The sequence below is a fragment of the Pseudomonas sp. NPDC087690 genome (genome assembly GCF_044743175.1).
Lineage (GTDB): Bacteria > Pseudomonadota > Gammaproteobacteria > Pseudomonadales > Pseudomonadaceae > Aquipseudomonas.
The window spans coordinates 1-21,696 of the sequence record NZ_JBIUVX010000027.1 but is presented as its reverse complement, the minus strand read 5'-3'; the positions used below and the strand labels follow the sequence as shown (position 1 = coordinate 21,696).

Sequence of the window (21,696 nt, the reverse complement as noted above, 5' to 3'; positions counted from 1 at the left end):
TTCTTGTATTGGCCAGATTCAAGGGGCGAAGCCATGGCAGTCCCCTCGTGTTAGCGGGCTATCGGCCAGTTGTACGATGACTTGAAGGGAATTGTCTTTTCGAAGGACAAAAAAAATCCCCGTATCTTTCGATACGAGGATTTTTAATATGGTCGGGGTAAGGGGATTCGAACTCCTGACATCCTGCTCCCAAAGCAGGCGCGCTACCGGACTGCGCTATACCCCGGCTTGAAATTGGCTCCGTGACCAGGACTCGAACCTGGGACCCAATGATTAACAGTCATTTGCTCTACCGACTGAGCTATCACGGAACTACATATTTCAATTTACAACGGTGAAACTTGTTGCTTCCAGTGACTCGTTCGCATCGCTGCGTTCGTGTGTCTGAGGCGCGCTATTCTACAACCTAGAACACCTCTGTCAACCCCCTAAATTGCTTTCAAGTTAATGATTTGCAACTTATTTCAGATTTCAACTCAGTGAGCTGAGACCGTCTTGGCGACTGACTGCGGGGCGCACTTTACAAGCCTTTTCCTTTGAGTTCAACAGCCTAACGAAAAAAAAGGCCCCACAAGGTGGGGCCTGCCAATTTTCATTGGTGTTCGGGCTTAGTTGAAAACGATTTCGTCGTTCTCGACAGTCCCGGTCGCCGTGTCGCCTGGCATGAAATGACCCGAGAGGATCAATTGCGCCAGCGGGTTTTCGATCCAGCGCTGGATCGCCCGTTTCAAAGGACGCGCGCCATACACCGGGTCGTAACCAACCGCGATCAGCTTGTCCATCGCTTCCGGGCTCAGTTCCAGCTTCAGCTCGCGCTCAGCCAGACGCGTACGCAGACGGCCCAACTGAATCTCGGTAATGCCTGCGATCTGATCCCGTGCCAGAGGCTCGAAGATCACCACTTCGTCGACCCGGTTGATGAACTCCGGACGGAAGTGCGACGTCAGTGCATCCATTACCGCTGCGCGTTGCGCCTCACGATCACCGACCAGCTCCTGAATCTGCACAGAGCCGAGGTTCGAGGTCATGACGATCACGGTATTGCGGAAGTCCACCGTGCGGCCATGGCTGTCGGTCAGACGACCATCCTCAAGCACTTGCAGCAAGATGTTGAACACATCCGGGTGCGCCTTCTCGACTTCGTCCAGCAGGATCACCGAGTAAGGCTTGCGACGCACAGCCTCGGTCAGGTAACCACCCTCTTCGTAACCGACGTATCCCGGTGGCGCACCGATCAGCCGCGCCACGGAATGTTTCTCCATGAACTCGGACATGTCGATCCGCACCATTGCCTCTTCAGTATCAAAGAGAAATTCGGCCAGCGCCTTGCACAGCTCGGTTTTACCGACGCCGGTCGGGCCGAGGAACATGAACGAGCCGCTCGGACGATTCGGGTCGGACAACCCGGCGCGGGAACGGCGTACCGCATTGGCCACAGCGACCACGGCCTCTTCCTGACCGATGACCCGTTTGTGCAACAGGCTTTCCATCTTCATCAGTTTGTCGCGCTCGCCTTCGAGCATTTTCGACACCGGAATGCCGGTCCACTTCGACACGACTTCGGCGATCTCTTCTTCAGTCACCTTGCTGCGCAGCAACTGGTTCTCGCTCTTGCCGTGCTGATCGACCATTTGCAGGCTGCGCTCCAGATCCGGGATCACCCCGTACTGCAACTCGGCCATGCGGTTCAGATCGCCTTTACGACGCGCGGCTTCCAGTTCTTGACGCGACTGTTCGATCTTCTGCTGAATCTGTGCAGAACCCTGCACCTCGGCTTTCTCCGAGTTCCAGATTTCTTCCAGATCGGAATACTCGCGCTCGAGACGGACGATTTCCTCCTGGAGTTTCTCCAGACGTTTCATCGCCGCTTCGTCACTTTCTTTCTTCAGTGCCTGAGATTCCACCTTCAACTGAATCAGGCGACGTTCCAGACGATCGAGCACTTCCGGCTTGGAATCGATTTCCATGCGGATGCGGCTCGCGGCCTCGTCGATCAGGTCGATGGCCTTGTCCGGCAACTGCCGGTCAGTGATGTAGCGATGGCTGAGCTTGGCCGCGGCGATGATCGCGCCGTCGGTGATCGCCACCTTGTGGTGAACCTCGTAACGCTCTTTAAGGCCACGCAGGATGGCAATGGTGTCTTCTTCGCTCGGCTCATCCACCAGGACTTTCTGGAAGCGTCGTTCGAGTGCCGCGTCCTTCTCTATATATTGGCGATACTCGTTGAGCGTGGTCGCGCCGACGCAGTGCAACTCGCCACGCGCCAGTGCTGGCTTGAGCATGTTGCCGGCGTCCATCGAGCCTTCGCCCTTACCGGCGCCGACCATGGTGTGCAGCTCGTCGATGAACAGAATGATCTGCCCTTCCTGCTTCGACAGCTCGTTGAGCAGCGATTTCAGGCGTTCTTCGAACTCACCGCGATACTTGGCACCGGCAATCAGCGCGCCCATGTCCAGCGAGAGCAGACGCTTGCCTTTAAGGCCGTCCGGCACTTCACCGTTGATGATGCGCTGAGCCAGACCTTCGGCGATCGCGGTTTTACCCACGCCGGGTTCACCGATCAGCACCGGGTTGTTCTTGGTGCGGCGTTGCAGAACCTGAATGGTGCGACGGATTTCATCGTCACGACCGATCACCGGATCGAGCTTGCCGTCTTCGGCGCGCTTGGTCAGGTCGACGGTGTATTTATCCAGCGCCTGCCGCGACTCTTCGTGGTTGGCGTCATTCACCGCTTCGCCGCCACGCAGGTTGGTAATCGCGTTCTCCAGGGCTTTTTTGCTGACGCCCTGGCCGAGCAACAACTTGCCGAGCTTGCTGTTCTCGTCCATTGCAGCGAGCAGCACCAGTTCACTGGAAATGAACTGATCGCCCTTCTGCTGAGCCAGACGGTCAGCCTGATTGAGCAGGCGTGCCAGATCCTGCGACATGTTGACGTCGCCAGTCGGGTTCTGGATTTTCGGTAATTGGTCGAGCTCTTTGGTCAGCTCTTTGCGCAAGCTGTTGACGTCGAAGCCCACCTGCATCAGCAGAGGTTTGATCGAACCACCCTGCTGTTCAAGCATGGCTTGCATCAAGTGCGCCGGCTCAATCGCCGGATGATCGTGGCCGACAGCCAACGACTGGGCGTCGGACAAGGCCAACTGTAATTTGCTGGTTAAACGGTCTATTCGCATAAGTCACCTTCCTTTTGAGCAGGCCGGACCTAAAAACCATCCTGAATAAAGAAACCTGCCAGATACCACTGTAGATGCGGTCGATTCTGGGAGATTCAAGCGTCAGAGGGTTGATGCAGATCAGAGAGTTTAGCGGGTGAGCCAGATAAGGGAGGCAAAGCGACCGGTGCGTGACGCACGGCGATAAGAGAAGAAGCGTGGATCGGTCACGGTGCAGAAACCGCCGCCATAAACAGCGGTAACACCACGTTCAGCCAGACGCAGGCGCGCCAGCTTATAAATGTCAGCCATGAACTTGCCGGCGTTGTCGCTCGGCACGAAGGCTTCTGCCGCTGCGGGCAATTGATTGATGAAGACTTCCCGCACTTCCGGGCCGACTTCAAAGGCTTGCGAGCCAATCGCCGGGCCGAGCCAGACCAGCACGTCCTTGGGCGGAATATCGAGGCTATCGAGCGTCGCTTCAAGTACACCCGCCGCCAGACCACGCCAACCGGCATGAGCCGCCGCCACGCGAGTGCCAGCACGATCGCAGAACAAGGCCGGCAAGCAGTCCGCCGTCATCGCCGCGCAGGCAATCCCCGGCGTTGCCGTCCAGCTGGCATCTGCGGTCGCAACAACGCCCGGATCAGCATGCGCCACGGCAATCCCGTGCACTTGCTGCAACCAGGCAGGCTGTATAGAGAAATGATCGGTCAGGCGCCGTCGGTTCTCGGCAACAGCCTCAGGACGATCATCGACATGATCGCCCAGATTGAGGCTGTCGAACGGCGCCTCGCTGACACCGCCCTCGCGGGTGGTGACGCAGGCTTTGACGCTGGCCGGCGCGGGCCAGTCCGGCGTCAGCCAGTTCATCCGATGAAGGCCTCGCGATCCTGTTTGAGCAAGGTCAGCAGCCAGACGAAATCTTCTGGCAGCGGCGATTCCCAGCTCATGCGTATACCGGTCGTCGGATGATCCAGTTCAAGGAAGCGCGCGTGCAGGGCCTGACGCGGGAAATGCTTGAGCGATTCCACCATCGTCGGGTTGGCGGCTGGCGGAATGCGGAAACGACCGCCGTACGCCGGATCGCCGACCAACGGAAAGTTGATGTGCGACATGTGCACGCGAATCTGGTGCGTACGGCCCGTTTCCAGTTTCACCCGCACGTGGGTGTGCGAACGGAAACGCTCCAGCACGCGATAGTGGCTGACGGCAGGCTTGCCGCCCTCCATCACCGCCATGCGCTGGCGCTGCTGGCCGTGACGACCGATCGGGGCGTTGATCTTGCCCCCGGCGGTCACCACACCAATCACGATGCACTCATAGATGCGGCTGACGCTGCGACTCTGCAACTGAGTAACGAGCTTGGTCTGCGCCTGAATAGTCTTGGCCACCACCATCAGACCGGTGGTGTCCTTGTCCAGACGATGCACGATACCGGCGCGCGGGACATTGATGATGTCCGGCACGTGGTGCAGCAAAGCGTTGAGCAAGGTGCCATCGGCGTGACCGGCAGCCGGGTGCACCACCAGGCCCGCAGGCTTGTTGATCACCAGAATGTCGTCGTCTTCATAGACGATGTCGAGTTCGATGTCCTGGGCGATCCATTCGCCCTGGGCTTCCTGCTCGGCAGTCAGCTCAAGGATGGCACCGCCATGCACGATGTCGCGAGGGCGGATGACCGCCCCGTCCACAGTCAGGCGACCTTCTTTGATCCAGGCGGAAAGGCGCGAGCGAGAGTGCTCAGCGAAGAGTTGGGCAGCGACTTGATCGAGGCGTTGGCCGCCCAATTCGGACGGCACCTCTGCGCGAAGTTCAATTTTATCGGACATGCTCTGACTGTGCGTCGGCACAGCTTTTGGTTTCGGCTGCGCGCTTGTGGTTAAATACGGCGTCTTTTGCCCCGAGGCTTTTCAACGGGGCGCTCATCATAACAGGACGGCCCCGCCCAAGACAGCGGCCGTCATAGGGACGCAAGCCGCCATGCAAGTGAAACACCTGCTGCTGATCGCCATCCTCGCATTGACCGCTGCTTGCTCATCGAAGGAAGTCGTAGACGAAAACCTCAGCGAAGCCGAGCTGTATCAGCAGGCTCAGACTGACCTGGACAATAATAGCTACACCAGTGCCACAGCCAAGCTGAAGGCTCTGGAGTCGCGTTATCCGTTCGGTCGCTACGCCGATCAGGCACAGCTGGAGCTGATCTACGCCAACTATAAGAACGCCGAGCCGGAAGCTGCAAAATCCGCCGCCGAGCGTTTCATTCGTTTGCATCCGCAGCACCCGAACGTGGATTACGCGTACTACCTCAAAGGTCTGACCTCGTTCGACCAGGACGTCGGCCTGCTGGCGCGCTTCCTGCCGCTGGACATGACCAAGCGTGACCCGGGCGCCGCGCGCGACTCGTACAACGAGTTCGCCCAGTTGACCAGCCGCTACCCGAACAGCCGCTACGCGCCAGACGCCAAGCAGCGCATGATCTACCTGCGCAACCTGCTGGCCGCCTACGAAATCCACGTGGCCGACTACTACCTGACCCGTCAGGCCTATGTAGCCGCCGCCAACCGTGGCCGCTATGTAGTGGAAAACTTCCAGGAAACCCCATCGGTCGGCGACGGCCTGGCGGTGATGACCGAGGCTTACCAGCGTCTGCACCTGGACGAACTGGCCAACACCAGCCTGGAAACCCTGAAGCTCAACTACCCGAATCACCCGAGCCTGCAAGACGGCCAGTTCGTGCCACGGGTTGCCGAAGCCGACAACCGTTCGTTCCTGAGCAAGGCGACATTGGGTCTGATCGAGTCGCGTCCTCCGCTGCCGCCGGGCGAAACCCGCGCCAACCAGGACGTGCAGAAGCAGTTCCAGGACGCGAAAGACGCGATCCCGAACGAGCTCAAGCCTAAAGACGAGAACGGTGACGTGATCGAAGAGCCAGAGCCCGAGTCGAGCAACACTGACCGTTCGTGGTTCAGCTACATGACTTTCGGCGTGTTCGACTGATCACACCGGATGGACAAGAAAGGGAGATCTGCGGATCTCCCTTTTTCGTTTCTGCGCTTTAATCCGCTGTGCGCTTGTCAGGTCCTTGGCTAAACTGCCGGATCATCAGTCGAAAAGCCGCTCATCATGCTTCGTTTATTGTTCTGGATCGTCGTGATTTTCGCCGCCATCTGGCTGTGGCGGAAATTCAAGGCCCCTGCCGCGTCCTCTCAATCCAATCGCACATCACGCGAGCAGGACGCCGCGCCGATGGTGCGTTGCGCCCATTGCGGCGTGCATCTGCCGCGCGACCGTGCGCTGAGCGTGCAACAACAGTGGTATTGCAGCCAGGCTCACCTTGAGCAAGGCCCGGGTGCCAGTGATCGCTGAGGCCAACCACGCCGACAGCAAACAGGCGCAGCGCCTGCTGCGCCTTTACCATCTCTACCGTTTAAGCGTCGGCATCACCCTGGTGTTGCTGATCTCCAGCAACATGGACAACCGCCTGCTGACGTCGGCCAACGACGGGTTGCTGCGCGGCGGCAGTTGGCTGTACCTGATTCTCAATATTCTGTTGGTGGTATTCCTCGAGAACACACGACGGCCGGCGCAACTGTTCAGTCTGGCCCTCGTCGATGTCCTGCTTTTATGCGGCTTGTTCTTTGCTGCCGGTGGCGTTGGCAGCGCGCTGGGCAATTTGCTGATTGTCTCGGTGGCAATCAGCAACACCTTGCTACGACGGCGCATCGGCCTGTTGATCGCCGCGATCGGCGCGCTGGGTATCATCGGCTCGAGTGTCCTGCTGAGCTTCGATCATCCCCTGAGCGCCAATGAATACCTGCAAGCCGGCACGCTCGGCGCCCTGTGCTTTGCCGCCTCGTTGCTGGTGCAGGGACTGATTCGGCGGCTGGAGGTCAGTGAAACGCTGGCCGAACAACGCGCCAGCGAAGTCGTCGGCCTCGAAGCGCTCAATGCGCTGATCCTGCAACGCATGCGCACCGGCATTCTGGTGCTCGACGAGGAGCGCCGGGTGCAACTGGCCAATCACAGCGCCCAGACCTTGCTCGCGCAGTCACACTTGCAGGGCCATCTGATCGACGATTATTCGCCAGCCCTGGTCGACCGCCTGCAACTGTGGATGAACAACCCGACCTTACGCCCACAGAGCCTGAAAATCCCCGGCAACGGTCTGGAACTGCAACCGAGCTTCATCGCTCTGGAACAAAGCCCGAACCAGCAAACACTGGTGTTTCTCGAAGACCTCGCGCAAATCGCCCAGCAGGCTCAGCAACTGAAGCTCGCTGCGCTCGGTCGCCTGACCGCCGGCATCTCCCATGAAATCCGCAATCCACTCGGTGCCATCAGTCATGCTGCGCAGCTATTGGGTGAGTCCGAGGAACTCGACGGCGCCGATCGGCGTCTGACACAGATCATTCAAGACCACTCCCAGCGCATGAACCGAGTCATCGAAAACGTCCTGCAACTGTCCCGCCGCCAGCAGAGCGCGCCGCAACGGCTGGACCTCAAGCCGTGGCTGGAAAACTTCGTCGCCGAAAGCCGCGAACAAGCCAGCGAGCGCCAGCAGATTCATCTGCGGATCAACTCCGGGGAGTTCATCACGCTGATGGACCCCGATCAGCTCACGCAGATTCTCGATAATCTGTTACGCAACGGTTGGCGCCACAGCGCCCTGCTGCACGATCAGGCGCAAGTCTGGCTGGCCCTGTTTATCGATCCCGACAGCCAATTGGCGATCCTCGAAGTACAGGACAACGGCCCGGGCGTCCCCGCCGATGAACAGACACATCTGTTCGAACCTTTTTTCACCACCAGCAGCCAGGGCACCGGCCTTGGGCTTTATCTGTCCCGTGAGCTGTGCGAAAGCAACCAAGCGCGCCTAGACTTTCAATCACGCCAAGGCGGCGGCTGCTTTCGCATCACCTTTGCTCACGGACGGAAACAAAGTTGAACACGAGCCCACGGCAAAAAATTCTTATCGTCGACGACGAACCGGATATCCGCGAACTCCTGGAAATCACCCTGGGACGGATGAAACTCGACACCTACAGCGCGCGCAATCTGGCTGAAGCCCAAGCGCTACTGAACCGCGAGAGTTTCGACTTGTGCCTGACCGACATGCGCCTGCCCGACGGCACGGGGCTGGAACTGGTGCAGCATATTCAGCAACGTTATCCGCAACTGCCAGTGGCGATGATCACCGCATATGGCAGCCTTGAAACGGCGATCAACGCCTTGAAAGCCGGCGCTTTCGACTTTCTCACCAAACCGGTGGATCTCACCCGCTTGCGCGAGCTGGTCGCCACGGCCCTGCGCATGCCGGCGGCTGGAAGCAGTTTTACCTCCATTGATCGACGCTTGCTCGGCGATTCCCCGCCGATGCGCAATCTGCGCAAGCAAATAGACAAACTCGCTCGCAGTCAGGCGCCGGTGTATATCAGTGGCGAGTCGGGCAGCGGCAAGGAACTGGTGGCACGGCTGATCCACGAACAGGGGCCGCGCGCCACTCAGCCGTTTGTGCCGGTGAACTGCGGGGCGATTCCGTCGGAGCTGATGGAAAGCGAGTTTTTCGGCCATCGCAAAGGCAGTTTTACCGGCGCGGTCGAGGATAAACCCGGACTGTTTCAGGCGGCCAATGGCGGCACCTTGTTCCTCGATGAAGTGGCGGACTTGCCGCTGTCGATGCAGGTAAAACTGCTGCGCGCGATCCAGGAAAAAGCCGTGCGCAGTATCGGTGGCCAGCAGGAAAGCGTGGTTGATGTGCGGATTCTTTGCGCCACGCACAAGGATCTTGATGCCGAAGTCGCGGCCGAACGCTTTCGTCAGGACCTTTATTACCGCTTGAACGTGATCGAACTGCGCGTGCCGTCGCTGCGTGAGCGCCGTGATGACATTGAAGTGCTCGCGGCCAATATGCTCAAGCGTTTGGCCAAGGACAGTGCTCAGCCCGTTGCGCGCCTTCATCCACAGGCGCTGGAAGCGTTGAAGAATTACCGGTTTCCGGGGAATGTGCGGGAGCTGGAGAACGTGCTCGAGCGCGCACACACCTTATGTGAAAACCGTACGATCGAGGCTGAAGATTTACGTCTGAGCGAAGGCAACTGCGCGGCGGATGGCGGGATCGCCGATCTGACCCAGATCGATAATCTTGAGGATTATCTGGAGAACGTTGAGCGGAAGCTGATTTTGCAGGCGCTGGAGGAGACGCGCTGGAATCGCACAGCAGCGGCGCAGCGGTTGAGTCTGTCGTTTCGGTCGATGCGCTACAGACTGAAAAAACTCGGTCTGGATTAAATCCTAAAAGATCGCAGCCTTCGGCAGCTCCTACAGGAAACGCATTCCAATGTAGGAGCTACCGAAGGCTGCGATCTTTTGATCTTGCTTTAAATGCGACCCTCAGGCGCATACGGCGCCGGATCAATGATCGGCGTGCGGCCGAGCATCACATCGGCAAACAACTGACACGACGCCGGCGCCAGCACCAGCCCGTTGCGGTAATGCCCGCAGTTCAGCCACAACCCCGCAAACCCCGGCACCCGGCCAATGTACGGAATTCCTTCCGGCGAACCCGGACGCAACCCCGCCCAGTGCCCGACCACCTCGGCATTCGCCAGCGCCGGCAGCAGATCCACCGCTGAAGCCTTGAGACTTTCCAGCGCGACATCGGTCGGTGTCTTGTCGTAGCCTTCGTGCTCCAGCGTGCTGCCGATCAGAATATGCCCGTCGCGACGGGGAATCGCATAACGGCCCTTGGCCAATACCATGCTCGGCAAAAAATCCGCCGCACACTTGTAGAGAATCATCTGGCCTTTGACCGGTTCGACCGGCAGTGTCAGGTCCAGCGTTTTGAGCAGATCACCGCTCCACGCCCCAGCGGTCAGCACGATCTGATCGCCCTTGATCACACCCTTCGACGTCTCGACGCCAACAACCTGCTCACCCTCGCGGACAAACCCGCTGACTTCGCATTGTTCGTGAATGGTCACGTTCGGTAATGCCTGCAGTGCCGCTTTCAGTGATTTCACCAGACGCGGATTGCGTACGTTGGCGACATCCGCCATGTAGATCGCTCGGGAGAACCCGCCGCCGAGCACTGGCACCGCATCATGCGCCGCCGAGATATCCACAGCCCGTAGCGGGCGATTTTCTCGCTCGGCCCAAGCCAGTGCCTCGCCTTCGTCGTCCAGATCCAGCCAGTACAGGCCAGTGGTGTGCACTTCCGGATCGACCCCGGTGTCGGTAAACAGACGCTCGCCGAGCTGTGGATAAAAGTCCTGCGACCAATGCGCCAGCGCGGTAACCGCCGGGCTATAGCGCCACGGATACAACGGCGAAACGATACCGCCACCCGCCCAGGACGATTCCTGACCGAGGTTCGAACGATCCAGCAGCACCACGCTGCGCACTTCGGAGGCGAGGTTGTAGGCGGTCAGCAGGCCAATTACCCCGCCACCGACAATCACCACTTGCTGTTGCCTGGTCATGTTTGATCCAACCGTAAAGAAGACAGTGGGCGCAAAAGGCACCCGAAAGAAAGCGCCTCAGCGACCCCAGCAATCCTTGGTGGTCAGCCCGGTAGTCGCATTGTTCATGTTACGGACGCCGGTGTTGGTCAGGGTGAAATCCCCACACTTGTCGGTGGCCATGGACGTGCCCGTCTTGCGGGTCGCGGTCAGCAGGAAGGTCTGGTCAGCAATGGTCGGGGTGATGGTGTAGAAATCATTGCCCGTGCTGAGTCCGGTGATGCCGGTATAGACATTGTTCTTGGTGTAGAAGCGCTCGAGGGTTTGCGCCTGTTCCGAGAGCAGCGACACCACTTCGGCGCGACGGCCTTTTTTCAGGTACTCGGTATAGCTCGGTGCGGCGATGGTGATGACGATCCCGATGATCGCAATCACGATCATGATTTCGATCAGGGTGAAACCTCGGTTGGATCTACGCATGCCTCAAACTCTCGCTTACTGGATTTGTCGCCACATGATACGACGGCTACCGCCGCCGCCCTTTTCCACAATGATCGTGATGGTGCCACTGGTGTCGGTCGTACCCTTGCGCTTGCCATCGCTGGAGATGAAGTTCAGGGTCGGAATGCCACCGGTGAATATCACGCCGCTGGAGATCGTGTCATTGCTGTCGACCAAACCGTCAGAATTGGTGTCCAGCACGGCGTAATTGAGCATCTTACCGCTGAACGCATCCAGTTCGACCAGTTTGCCAGTACCAAAACTCGCACAGGGATCAGTGGTATCAACACTCGCCGTGGTAAAGACAACACGGCCCAGCACGATACTCGCCTGATTGATCACCCGCTCGCCGGTCAGCACGTTGTTGTACACCAGCGGAAGATACCAACCCTTCTGCGCCGGATACGTCGTGTCATTCTGTGTTGTGGTCAAAAACTGCCCGGAGCTGCCGGAGAATGATCCCGTGATCGCCTGCGGCTGCAAGCTGCTGACGGTCAACTGACCAGAACCACCATCGGCGTCCCACACGGAATAAAACGCCTGCAAATCCTTGTTGGTCTTGTCCGCCGTTTCGTTGAACTTGCCGGTACCGACGAAGACCTGTTTGCCGCCCAGCGCATTATCCGCCAGTAACGGCTGCGCGGTGATCGGTTGCGCCGCGCCGCCCGCCGTGGTGAACAACGGTTTGCCGGAAAACGCCACGCCCCAACTGTCGGGAGAAGTGGCACTCAGGTCGAACTTCCATAACCGCCCTTTCAAGTCGCCGCCGTAAGCGGCCTGCACCACATTCGAAGAGTTGACCTTGAGTTTCACCGACGACAAACCGTTGCTGGTTTCGGTGCTGTCGATAACGATTTTTTTGATCAGCGAACCGTCCAGCGCATCCAGTACATACAAAGCTGCAACGCCCGAATTGCTGCCGTAACCATTGGCGATGAAAGTCGCCCAGCGACCATTGGCCAAGCGTGCCACTTCCGGACGGGCATAGGCGTAACCCAGATCATTGAATGCGTTCGCCGTACTGGCGGTGGCCGGCGCACTGACCTCCCACAAGGCCTTGATCACATTGCCCGCAGACGCATCAAACAGTTGCAGCCCGTAGAAGGTTTTGCCGCCGGCACCGGTGCCGCCAATGGCCAGGGTTTTCCACGCCGCGCCGGACTGGGCGTCGAACACCCCGACCTGACCGTCGACCAAAAACTTGTGGCTCACGCCGTTGACGTAGTTGGTGTCGGCAATCAGCCGCAACGACGGCAGCACACTGGACGGCATGTAGGCGTAGCGGCGAGTGCCGTTCGCCGAATTGATCACGTTGACGAAACCGTCGTTGGCGTTGACCAGCAGACTGGCGCTCATGTTTGCAGCCTTGGTGGCCAGGTAAGTGCTGTAGCTGGTGTCCCCGGAAAGATCGGCGGCGGTTTTGTCTGCTGGCGACGCCAGCACCAGCGGCGAATTGATGATGTCGCCGAGCAGCACACTGCGCACTTTCAGCCCGGCCTTGTTGGTTCCCTTGCTCCACTCCACCAGATCAACGCCGCTGATGCCGGTGGGCAAACCCTGACTCAGCGTGGTCTGCTGGGCCGGGGAAAAGTTGCCGTAGGCCAGGGTTACCGCTGCGTTGCTCAGAGTGTTCCACGACTGAAAGGTCGCGGCGGTGGCGGCTGGCACGATGGTGGTATCGGTCGTCCACTGCGCCGCCGAGGTATTGACCGTCCCGGCCGAGGTGAAGCCGAACGACTTGATCGTGCCGCGCCAATCCCTGGGGTCATAAGTGGTTTGATAAAAACTGCTGCTGGAGGTCAGTGTGGTGCCGCTGGTGACCCCCGCGCCGCCGGAGCCGGCCTTGGACGTGATGTCGCTCAGCGCCGAGGACAAGGCGGCGTTGAGCCCGGTACTGTCGGTCGCCTGGTAATACCTGCCTTGTCCGTAACTGGCCGCGTCCGACAGCATGTCATTGTCGGCGGTGAAGCCCACGGTGTAGGTGTTCATGTTCTGCTTGGGAAAATCCACCGCGTTCCAGCTCTTGCCCGCGGCGTCGGTGCCGGTCGAACGCATATCGATGTCAAAGGCAAACTTGGCGATGTCATCCAGATACAGCGTGTCCCCTTCACCGTCACCGTTGAGATTGATGCCGTCATTGTTGACGCCATCCCAGTTCGGCAAACGGCTGCCGCCCAGTGGGTCATTGGTGGGGAAAGTACGGTCGAAGGTCGGCAAGCCGTCGGTGATCACCACACCATAGTTTTTCTGGCAGCGGTACTGAATCGGGCTGGTGTAGGTGGTCGGTGTGCTGTTGTAGTACGGCGTCATGCCGCGCATGTAACGAGTGATTTCGTAATAGGTTTCCGCCAACGGCGTATTGGCCACGGCGCTCAAGCCGTTGATGGAAGAGATCAGTGCGTTGTAATTGGTGTCGGCCTGGGCTTGAGTCACGCTGCCGGACACCGGCGACAAATCGCTGATCGCACGGGCAATGAAACCGCCATTGCCGGAATTGTTGCTGGTGGCCGGATTGAATGTCGACAGGCCGATACGCAACGTGCGGTTGCTGCTGACCAAAGCTGTGGAGACGTTGCGCGCTACGTTGATGCGGTAGTCGCCGGGAATCGCCCCAGTGGTGAAATCGCGTGTGCCATTGTTGATGGCCAGCCCGACTACATAGGCAATGTAGTCCCCGGAATAACGCGTGTTGCCGCTGCCCACCGGATCCGGCAGCTTCAGACACAACGGCGCCAGGCTGTTGTTGTAGAACGCATAGGCCCCGCCGGAACAGCCTGATGTCGGCAGGCTCGACAGAAAGATCGTGTCACCGCTGATTGTCGTCGAACTCAGGCACAAGCCCAGCAAGGCGTTACATTGCCGGGCCGGCGTGCGATCAGCCGTCGGATCGAAGCCGGCCGCATAAATGATGCTGTTCATACTCCCCGAATCGTCGATCAGCAGCATGACGTTGGGTGGCACCGCTGCTGCACTCAACAGCGGCGAATCGGAAGGCGTGAACGCATACGCCGGCGCGGCCAGATAAAAGCTCAGCAGCATGCCGATCAACAGTGACATGCAGCGCTCAATACTTCGCATAAACACTCTCCACCACGCTACGCGAAGTGCCGGCGATGCCGACCGCTGTAACCCGATACAACGTCGCCGAGGTGTTGCTCGGTACGTTCACGGCCGTGAGAGTCGTACCGATGTTCTGTACTCCATAGAATCCATTGCCGGCCGCAATCCAGGTCACCCCGGAAGTCGAGTTGAGCCCCGCCGCGCTGACCACCGACGACTCCGCTGGCGGCGCGCATTGAGTGGTACCGCTGCACACGGCCAGCGAATAACTGTCCAGTTGCACCGCACTTTCGCCAATGCGCAACGCCGCCTCGGCAGTCTGAAACGACTGATTACGCAGACTCACGCTGCCGGCCATTTTTTCCTGCAGGTTGGCGCTCTGCATCGACGACAGACCAATCAGGGTCAGCAACAACAGGAATACCAGACTGACCAGCAAGACCATGCCGCGCTGCGCCTGACGGGTGTGGAGAGTCATCCTCATCGCCGCGCCCCTCACTGCAAGCGGTTGCGCAAAGCGGCAACCACGTTGAAGGTTTGATTGCGCACCCGATTGCTCGGATCGTTGAGGGTCAGGCTCAGCCGCACGCTGCGAATGCGTGCCGGATCGGCGGGGTTGGCGCTGTAGGTCGAGGCCGCCACGTCCGTTGCCGAACTGGCCAGACCGAACGTGACGTTGAAAGCACTGACGTTGTTCACCAGCACCTGCTGGGTCGGTGTGCCGCTGCCGGTGCCCATGAGAATCTGATTGTTGCTGAAGCTGTAGATCAGACGCCGGATCGGGAACGCGATCTGCCCGCTCGCCGCCGCTCGTAAACCCGTGTACGCCGTGGCGCTGTTGCGGCAATCGGAAACCACTGTCCAGGTTGGCGTGCCGCCGCCGCTGCCAATATCGGCAGTGACCAGCGTCAGTTTGAGGTTGGCATTGTCCCAACTGATCGGTGTGACCTGCGAGGCGTTGAAATCACCTGCGCTGCTCGAATCGGTGATGGTGCCAAGACAGCCGAACATCCCGACCATGCGAATTTCCTGAATCATTTTGCTCAACACAAACCGGGCGTCTTCCTGCATCGCCGCGGCAGTGTTCTGGCTGACATAGGTGTTTTTTGCCGCGATGAATATCTGCACCACGCCCAGCACCACGATCAGCCCCAATGCCAAAACGATGAGTAATTCGATCAGACCGAATCCACGGTTTCGCCGCTTCATGGCGTAGCCACCGGATCAACTGCTGCGCGGCTAGTCAGCACAAAACTGCGTTGAGCACTGGCGGTGTTGGCTGCCCGTGCGTCACTCCAGTTGATGGTGATGGTGTAGACCCGCTGATTGAGCGCGATGCTGCCGGTCGCCGTCGGCCCGCCAAAATTGATGATATTGGTGGTGAAATCGTAGAGATCCTGATCCCGCGCAACGCTGAGATTGCCCGAGGTCGGAGGCGTAATGGTGTAGTCGGCGCCGGAGTTGGCGCGGATGCGGTCCATCATGTCGTAGGCGATGAAACTGGCCTGGCTGGTCATCCGCGAACTGTCGGTGTACTTCAGCGCATTCAGTTGCACCGCCGCCGCGCCCAGCAGCCCGACCGTCAGAATCAGCAACGCGACCAGCACCTCGATCAGCGTCATACCCTGCTGTATATGTTGACTCCCTGCCCTCATCCGCAACTTCCACCCAATTGTATTCGTCCGTTCAAACACACGTTCAGCGTCCTGCTTTGCGTTCCCAGCGTGTAACTGATGACCACCGCTGTGGACGGCACCGCCAGACCGCCGAGGTTGTTGAAATCCAGCGCGGTCACTCCAGAGGTTAGCGTCAGAGTGGCGCCGCTGCTCATCGCTGGAACAACCCGCAATACATTGGCCGAAGTGCCAGTACTGTCATAGACCGCCAATTCGCCGGTCCACACGCTGCCGCCGGCGCTTGGCCGCAGGCGCAGGGTGGTGCCGCGATCAATGGCTTCGAGCCTGGCGTAATTGATCGCACGTCGCAGGTCGCCCATTTCGGTATCGGCCCTGCTGCTTTGTATGGTTCGAGTAAACGACGGTATTGCCAAAGTAATCAGGATGACAAATATCGCCAATGCGACCAGCAACTCGATCAGCGTGAAACCTTTTGTACGAAGATCCATCGATGCCCTCCGTTGCCGTCGGCTATACCTGCTTTACACGCTAGAACATTCAACCGGCCCATGTCGGTTGATTTGCCCTGCGCGGCGCAAGGATCGCGCCGCTCATCACACTCCACGGAGGGAGTTTGCATGCCGCAACAAGGTTTCAGCCTGGTAGAACTGCTTATGGGACTGGCGATCGGCGCAATTGTTCTGCTGCTGGTCAGTCCGTCATTTGCGGCACTGCGCGAATCGAACCTGCGGGATCAGGCCGCGCAGTCGCTGCTCGACGGTATCCGCAACGCGCGAACACTGGCCATTACCCGCAATCAGAGCGTGGTGATTCATGGCATCGATGGCGACTGGAGCCAAGGCTGGCGGATCATTCTGGATATCAGCGGCAACGGGCCGAAAGACAGCAGCAATCCGCTGCTGGTAGAGCACGCGAGCGAGGCGAAGGTGCCGGTTGTCGGCAACTGGCTGGTCAGTCGTTACATCAGATTCAGCAGTCTGGGACAACCACTGATGCCCGGTCGGGCCTTTCAGGCAGGGACATTACATATCTGTTCGGCTGACGAACCGGTCAGCCGGCAGCAGATAGTGCTGGCAGCGACCGGTCGCGTGCGCCTGAGCAGCAAAAGCGCTGAACAGGCGTTGTGTCAGAAAGCCAAAAGCGTCAGATCGAACGCACGCGCAGCTCTTTAGGCATCGAGAAGGTAATGTTCTCTTCACGCCCGGCCAGTTCGTCGGCACCGGTGGCGCCCCAAGCCTGCAATTGCTGGATCACGCCACGCACCAACACTTCCGGTGCCGAAGCACCAGCGGTAATGCCGATACGCTCGACACCGTCGAACCAGCTCTTTTGCAGGTCTTCGGCGCCGTCGATCAGGTAGGCCGGCGTGGCCATGCGTTCAGCCAGCTCACGCAAGCGGTTGGAGTTGGAGCTGTTCGGGCTGCCGACGACCAGCACGACGTCACACTCGTCGGCCAATTGCTTGACCGCGTCCTGACGGTTTTGCGTGGCATAGCAAATGTCGTCCTTGCGCGGACCGCCGATGGCCGGGAAGCGCGTGCGCAAGGCATCGATGACGCGACTGGTGTCGTCCATCGACAGCGTGGTCTGAGTAACGAAAGCCAGTTTTTCCGGATTGTGCACCTGCAACTCGGCAACGTCTTTCTCGTCTTCAACGAGATAAATCGCGCCGCCATTGCTGCCGTCGTACTGGCCCATGGTGCCTTCGACTTCCGGGTGACCGGCGTGGCCGATCAGGATGCACTCACGACCGTCGCGGCTGTATTTCGCCACTTCGATGTGCACCTTGGTAACCAGTGGGCAGGTGGCGTCGAATACTTTCAGGCCTCGGCCAGCGGCTTCAGTACGCACAGCCTGGGAAACGCCGTGAGCACTGAAAATGACGATGACGTCATCCGGCACCTGATCCAACTCTTCGACGAAGATCGCGCCACGACTGCGCAGGTCTTCGACGACGAACTTGTTGTGCACCACTTCATGGCGCACGTAGATCGGCGGCCCGAAGACTTCCAGGGCACGGTTGACGATTTCGATCGCCCGGTCCACGCCGGCGCAGAAGCCACGGGGGTTGGCGAGTTTGATTTGCATGCTGTGCCTCGTGTCTTGCGCGCAAGAAATAGCGAAAACGGTGGAAAACATTGTGGGAGCGAGCCTGCTCGCGAAAGCGGTGTGTCAGACAACATCTATGTTGAATGTCAGTCAGCATTCGCGAGCAGGCTCGCTCCCACATTTGACTCTATAGAGTCAGTTAGATCGCTTTAACGTTGATGATCTCGACGTCAAAGGTCAGCGTCTTGCCCGACAGCGGGTGGTTGAAGTCGATGGTCACTTGCGTGTCGTCGAACTCTTTCACCACACCCGGCAGCTCAGTATTGGCCGCATCGTTGAAGATCACCAGCAACCCCGGCGACAACTCCATATCGACGAACTGCGAACGTGGAATGATCTGCACGTTCTGCGGGTTCGGCTGGCCGAAGGCGTTTTCCGGCTCGACGGTCAGCGTGCGCTTGTCGCCGGCCTTGAAGCCGAACAGCGCCGCTTCGAAACCCGGCAGCAGGTTGCCGTCGCCGACCTTGAAGGTCGCCGGGGCTTTGTCGAACGTACTGTCGACGGTGTCGCCGTTCTCCAGGCGCAATGCAAAGTGCAAAGTGACTTCCGTGTTCTGGCCAATGCGTTGCTCAGCCAATACCTGATCAGTCATGAACGGCCTCTTCGGTTTTCTTGGTTTTGAACATATCCAGTGCCAGCATTATCGCGCCAACGGTAATCGCGCTGTCGGCGAAGTTGAACGCCGGGAAATGATGGCGGTTCTGCCAGTGCACCAGAATGAAATCGATCACATGGCCGAGGGCAATGCGGTCGTACAGATTGCCCAGCGCGCCGCCCAGCACCAACGCCAAAGCGACGGCCAGCCAGGTTTCGTTGCGGCCCAGACGCTTGAGCCAGACCACCAGCACGGCGCTGACCACAATTGCGATCAGGGCAAACAGCCAGCGCTGCCAGCCGGAGCTGTCGGCCAGGAAGCTGAAGGCAGCGCCGGTGTTGTAGGCCAAGGTCCAGCTGAAGTAATCAGGGATCACCACAATCTGTTGATACATTTCGAGCTTGCCTTCGAAGTAGAACTTGCTGGCCTGGTCGATGACCAGAACCAGCAAACTCAACCAGAGCCAGCTCAACCGTCCGAAACGGCCAACGGCATTAGGCATAGTGACGAACCTCGCCAGCGCCGCTGATGTTGTCGACGCAACGACCGCAGATTTCCGGATGTTCCGGGTTTACGCCGACGTCTTCACGGCAGTGCCAGCAACGGGCGCATTTCGGGAAGGCCGATTTGACGATCTTCAGCTTCAGGCCGCTGACTTCAGTCACAACCGCATCGGCCGGAGCCTGAACGAACGGCGCAACGCTTGCGGTCGAAGTGATCAGGACAAAGCGCAGTTCGTTGCTCAGCTTGGCCAGATCGGCGCTCAGGGCGTCTTCGGCGTACAGCGTCACTTCGGCTTGCAGGTTGCCACCGACGGCTTTCGCCGCGCGCTGGATTTCCATTTCTTTGTTGACCGCTACTTTGACCGCCATTACGCGCTCCCAGTAGTCGCGACCCAGTTCAACGTCGGCCGGCAGTTCGGTCAGACCTTCGTACCAGGTGTTGAGCATGACCGATTCGTTGCGCTCGCCCGGCAGGTATTCCCACAGTTCATCGGCAGTGAAAGCGAGGATCGGCGCGATCCAGCGCACCAGCGCTTCGGAGATGTGGAACAGCGCGGTTTGCGCCGAACGGCGGGCCTTGCTGTTGGCGCCAGTGGTGTACTGACGGTCCTTGATGATGTCGAGGTAGAAACCGCCCAGCTCCTGCACGCAGAAGTTGTGGATCTTCGAGTAGACGTTCCAGAAACGGTATTCGCCGTAGTGCTCTTGCAGCTCGCGTTGCAGCAGCAAGGTGCGGTCGACCGCCCAACGATCCAGCGCGAGCATTTCTTCAGCCGGCAGGATGTCGGTGGCCGGGTTGAAACCGGTCAGGTTCGAGAGCAGGAAGCGCGCGGTGTTACGGATACGACGATAGGCGTCCGCACTGCGCTGCAGGATCTGGTCGGAAACCGCCATCTCACCGGAGTAGTCGGTCGAAGCGACCCACAGACGCATGATGTCAGCGCCCAGGGTGTCGTTGACTTTCTGCGGCGCGATTACGTTGCCCAAGGACTTGGACATCTTGCGGCCGGCTTCGTCGACGGTGAAACCGTGGGTCAGCAGTTCGCGGTACGGCGCGTGGTTGTCGATGGCGCAACCGGTCAGCAACGACGAGTGGAACCAGCCACGGTGTTGGTCGGAACCTTCCAGGTACAGGTCGGCACGCGGGCCGCTTTCGTGACCCATCGGGTGCGAACCGCGCAGGACGTGCCAGTGCGTGGTGCCCGAATCGAACCAGACGTCGAGGGTGTCGCTGATCTTGTCATACAGCGGCGCTTCGTCGCCGAGCAGTTCGGCAGCGTCCATCTTGAACCAGGCTTCGATGCCTTCGACTTCAACGCGCTTGGCGACTTCTTCCATCAGTTCAACGGTGCGTGGGTGCAGCTCGCCGCTTTCCTTGTTGAGGAAGAACGGGATCGGCACGCCCCAGTTGCGCTGACGCGAGATGCACCAGTCCGGACGGTTAGCGATCATCGAATGCAGACGCGCCTGGCCCCAGGCCGGCACGAACTGGGTGTCTTCGATGGCTTTGAGCGAGCGCACACGCAGGGTGTCGCCGCTGGTTGGCTCTTTGTCCATGCCGATGAACCACTGCGCAGTGGCGCGGTAGATCAGCGGGGTCTTGTGGCGCCAGCAGTGCATGTAGCTGTGTTCGATGACGGTGGTGTGCATCAGCGCACCGACTTCGGTCAGCTTGTCGACGATGGCCGGGTTGGCCTTCCAGATGAACTGGCCGCCGAAAAATTCCAGCGACGGCACGTATACGCCGTTGCTCTGCACCGGGTTGAGGATGTCGTCGTTGACCATGCCGTATTTCTTGCAGGTCACGAAGTCGTCCACGCCGTAGGCCGGAGCGGAGTGAACCACGCCAGTGCCAGCGCCCAGTTCGACGTAGTCAGCCAGGTACACCGGCGACAGACGGTCGTAGAACGGGTGACGGAAGTTGATCAGCTCAAGTTCTTTACCGGTGGTGGTGGCGATGACCGAACCTTCCAGGCTGTAACGAGCCAGGCACGCTTCGACCAGCTCTTCGGCCAGTACCAGCAGCTTGTCACCGACATCAACCAGCGCGTAGTTGAATTCCGGGTGCACGTTCAGCGCCTGGTTGGCCGGGATGGTCCACGGGGTGGTGGTCCAGATCACGATCGAGGCAGGCTTGCTCAGCGACGGCAGACCGAACGCGGCAGCCAGTTTGGCTTCGTCAGCGATCGGGAATGCTACGTCGATGGTCGAGGACTTTTTGTTCTCGTACTCGACTTCCGCTTCAGCCAAGGCCGAACCGCAGTCGAAGCACCAGTTCACCGGCTTGAGGCCCTTGAACACGAAACCGCCCTTGACGATTTCAGCGAGGGCGCGGATTTCACCGGCCTCGTTCTTGAAATCCATGGTCTTGTACGGGTTGGCCCAGTCACCCAGCACGCCGAGACGGATGAACTCGGACTTCTGCCCTTCGATCTGCTCGGTGGCGTAGGCACGGCACAGTTCGCGGGTTTTATCCGCGCCCAGGTTTTTGCCATGGGTCACTTCAACCTTGTGCTCGATCGGCAGGCCGTGGCAGTCCCAACCCGGAACATACGGCGCGTCGAAGCCCGACAGGGTCTTCGAGCGGATGATCATGTCCTTGAGAATCTTGTTCAGTGCGTGACCGATGTGGATCGTGCCTTTGGCATACGGAGGGCCGTCGAGCAGAACGAACTACGG

General features: G+C 59.3%; 18 protein-coding genes, 2 tRNA genes and 1 pseudogene. 5 read left to right on the top strand and 16 right to left on the bottom strand.

Going from position 1 to position 21,696, the window contains the following annotated elements; genetic code table 11:
• Positions 1-149 precede the first annotated feature (149 nt).
• The 5 genes from ACIPIZ_RS21170 to rluD all read right to left on the bottom strand — a co-directional run bounded on the left by ACIPIZ_RS21170 (position 150) and on the right by rluD (position 4,984).
• A tRNA-Pro gene (locus ACIPIZ_RS21170) sits at positions 150-226 on the bottom strand.
• A 9-nt stretch (positions 227-235) separates the two neighbouring features.
• Positions 236-311: transfer RNA gene (locus tag ACIPIZ_RS21165), tRNA-Asn, on the bottom strand.
• A 297-nt stretch (positions 312-608) separates the two neighbouring features.
• A complete protein-coding gene (gene clpB, locus ACIPIZ_RS21160; RefSeq protein ID WP_064392441.1) occupies positions 609-3,173 on the bottom strand; it encodes an ATP-dependent chaperone ClpB in 2,565 nt (854 codons plus the stop codon).
• 129 nt (positions 3,174-3,302) lie between these two features.
• Complete coding sequence (gene pgeF / locus ACIPIZ_RS21155) at positions 3,303-4,025, bottom strand: peptidoglycan editing factor PgeF (protein WP_105708384.1); 723 nt, start codon at positions 4,023-4,025, stop codon at positions 3,303-3,305.
• Entirely contained in the window at positions 4,022-4,984 is a 963-nt protein-coding gene (gene rluD / locus ACIPIZ_RS21150) for a 23S rRNA pseudouridine(1911/1915/1917) synthase RluD (RefSeq protein WP_008078515.1), read from the bottom strand. Before rluD ends, pgeF begins: the two co-directional genes overlap by 4 nt.
• A 151-nt stretch (positions 4,985-5,135) precedes the next feature.
• On the opposite strand from rluD, the gene ACIPIZ_RS21145 reads away from it, so the two are divergent.
• The 4 genes from ACIPIZ_RS21145 (at position 5,136) to ACIPIZ_RS21130 (ending at position 9,443) form a co-directional block, all read left to right on the top strand.
• Positions 5,136-6,152 (top strand): outer membrane protein assembly factor BamD, encoded by a 1,017-nt coding sequence (locus ACIPIZ_RS21145; protein ID WP_077574589.1) that lies wholly within the window; start codon positions 5,136-5,138, stop codon positions 6,150-6,152.
• A 126-nt stretch (positions 6,153-6,278) separates the two neighbouring features.
• Positions 6,279-6,521, top strand: coding sequence for a PP0621 family protein (locus ACIPIZ_RS21140; RefSeq protein WP_064392436.1), 243 nt, complete (start codon positions 6,279-6,281; stop codon positions 6,519-6,521).
• Entirely contained in the window at positions 6,511-8,100 is a 1,590-nt protein-coding gene (locus tag ACIPIZ_RS21135) for an ATP-binding protein (RefSeq protein WP_122660849.1), read from the top strand. Before ACIPIZ_RS21140 ends, ACIPIZ_RS21135 begins: the two co-directional genes overlap by 11 nt.
• Positions 8,097-9,443 (top strand): sigma-54 dependent transcriptional regulator, encoded by a 1,347-nt coding sequence (locus ACIPIZ_RS21130; protein ID WP_122853784.1) that lies wholly within the window; start codon positions 8,097-8,099, stop codon positions 9,441-9,443. Before ACIPIZ_RS21135 ends, ACIPIZ_RS21130 begins: the two co-directional genes overlap by 4 nt.
• A gap of 89 nt (positions 9,444-9,532) precedes the next feature.
• Here ACIPIZ_RS21130 and thiO read toward each other — a convergent pair whose 3' ends face one another.
• Genes thiO through ACIPIZ_RS21095 form a run of 7 tightly spaced genes read right to left on the bottom strand, consistent with a single transcriptional unit; the run spans position 9,533 to position 16,298 of the window.
• A complete protein-coding gene (gene thiO, locus ACIPIZ_RS21125; RefSeq protein ID WP_105708381.1) occupies positions 9,533-10,633 on the bottom strand; it encodes a glycine oxidase ThiO in 1,101 nt (366 codons plus the stop codon).
• Between the two features lie 57 nt (positions 10,634-10,690).
• A complete protein-coding gene (locus ACIPIZ_RS21120) occupies positions 10,691-11,092 on the bottom strand; it encodes a type IV pilin protein (RefSeq protein WP_064392431.1) in 402 nt (133 codons plus the stop codon).
• A 15-nt stretch (positions 11,093-11,107) separates the two neighbouring features.
• Positions 11,108-14,191: a pilus assembly protein gene (locus ACIPIZ_RS21115; RefSeq protein ID WP_401167227.1), complete on the bottom strand. Its 3,084-nt coding sequence runs from the start codon at positions 14,189-14,191 to the stop codon at positions 11,108-11,110.
• Positions 14,178-14,657 carry a PilX N-terminal domain-containing pilus assembly protein gene (locus ACIPIZ_RS21110; protein WP_064392426.1) on the bottom strand — a complete coding sequence of 160 codons (480 nt, stop codon included), beginning with the start codon at positions 14,655-14,657 and terminating at the stop codon, positions 14,178-14,180. The genes ACIPIZ_RS21115 and ACIPIZ_RS21110 overlap by 14 nt, the downstream gene beginning before the upstream one ends.
• An 11-nt stretch (positions 14,658-14,668) precedes the next feature.
• Positions 14,669-15,382 (bottom strand): PilW family protein, encoded by a 714-nt coding sequence (locus ACIPIZ_RS21105; protein ID WP_401167224.1) that lies wholly within the window; start codon positions 15,380-15,382, stop codon positions 14,669-14,671.
• Positions 15,379-15,828, bottom strand: coding sequence for a type IV pilus modification protein PilV (gene pilV, locus ACIPIZ_RS21100; RefSeq protein WP_064392422.1), 450 nt, complete (start codon positions 15,826-15,828; stop codon positions 15,379-15,381). The genes ACIPIZ_RS21105 and pilV overlap by 4 nt, the downstream gene beginning before the upstream one ends.
• On the bottom strand, positions 15,825-16,298 hold the full coding sequence (locus ACIPIZ_RS21095; RefSeq protein WP_064392419.1) for a GspH/FimT family pseudopilin: 474 nt from the start codon (positions 16,296-16,298) through the stop codon (positions 15,825-15,827). Before ACIPIZ_RS21095 ends, pilV begins: the two co-directional genes overlap by 4 nt.
• 129 nt (positions 16,299-16,427) lie before the next feature.
• Between ACIPIZ_RS21095 and ACIPIZ_RS21090 the strand changes: the two genes are divergently transcribed.
• Complete coding sequence (locus ACIPIZ_RS21090; protein ID WP_064392418.1) at positions 16,428-16,982, top strand: GspH/FimT family pseudopilin; 555 nt, start codon at positions 16,428-16,430, stop codon at positions 16,980-16,982.
• On the opposite strand, the gene ispH is transcribed toward ACIPIZ_RS21090, so the two are convergent.
• From ispH to ileS, 4 genes and pseudogenes are all read right to left on the bottom strand, one after another.
• Positions 16,954-17,898 carry a 4-hydroxy-3-methylbut-2-enyl diphosphate reductase gene (ispH, locus tag ACIPIZ_RS21085; protein ID WP_034153853.1) on the bottom strand — a complete coding sequence of 315 codons (945 nt, stop codon included), beginning with the start codon at positions 17,896-17,898 and terminating at the stop codon, positions 16,954-16,956. The two genes, ACIPIZ_RS21090 and ispH, sit on opposite strands and share 29 nt — an antisense overlap.
• A 160-nt stretch (positions 17,899-18,058) precedes the next feature.
• Positions 18,059-18,496 carry an FKBP-type peptidyl-prolyl cis-trans isomerase gene (fkpB, locus tag ACIPIZ_RS21080; protein WP_175555644.1) on the bottom strand — a complete coding sequence of 146 codons (438 nt, stop codon included), beginning with the start codon at positions 18,494-18,496 and terminating at the stop codon, positions 18,059-18,061.
• Positions 18,497-18,503: 7 nt separating this feature from the next.
• Positions 18,504-19,016 carry a signal peptidase II gene (gene lspA / locus ACIPIZ_RS21075; protein WP_064392414.1) on the bottom strand — a complete coding sequence of 171 codons (513 nt, stop codon included), beginning with the start codon at positions 19,014-19,016 and terminating at the stop codon, positions 18,504-18,506.
• Positions 19,009-21,690: pseudogene (gene ileS, locus ACIPIZ_RS21070) on the bottom strand (isoleucine--tRNA ligase); the annotation flags it as partial. The pseudogene ileS and the gene lspA, both read right to left, overlap by 8 nt.
• Positions 21,691-21,696: the final 6 nt, after the last annotated feature.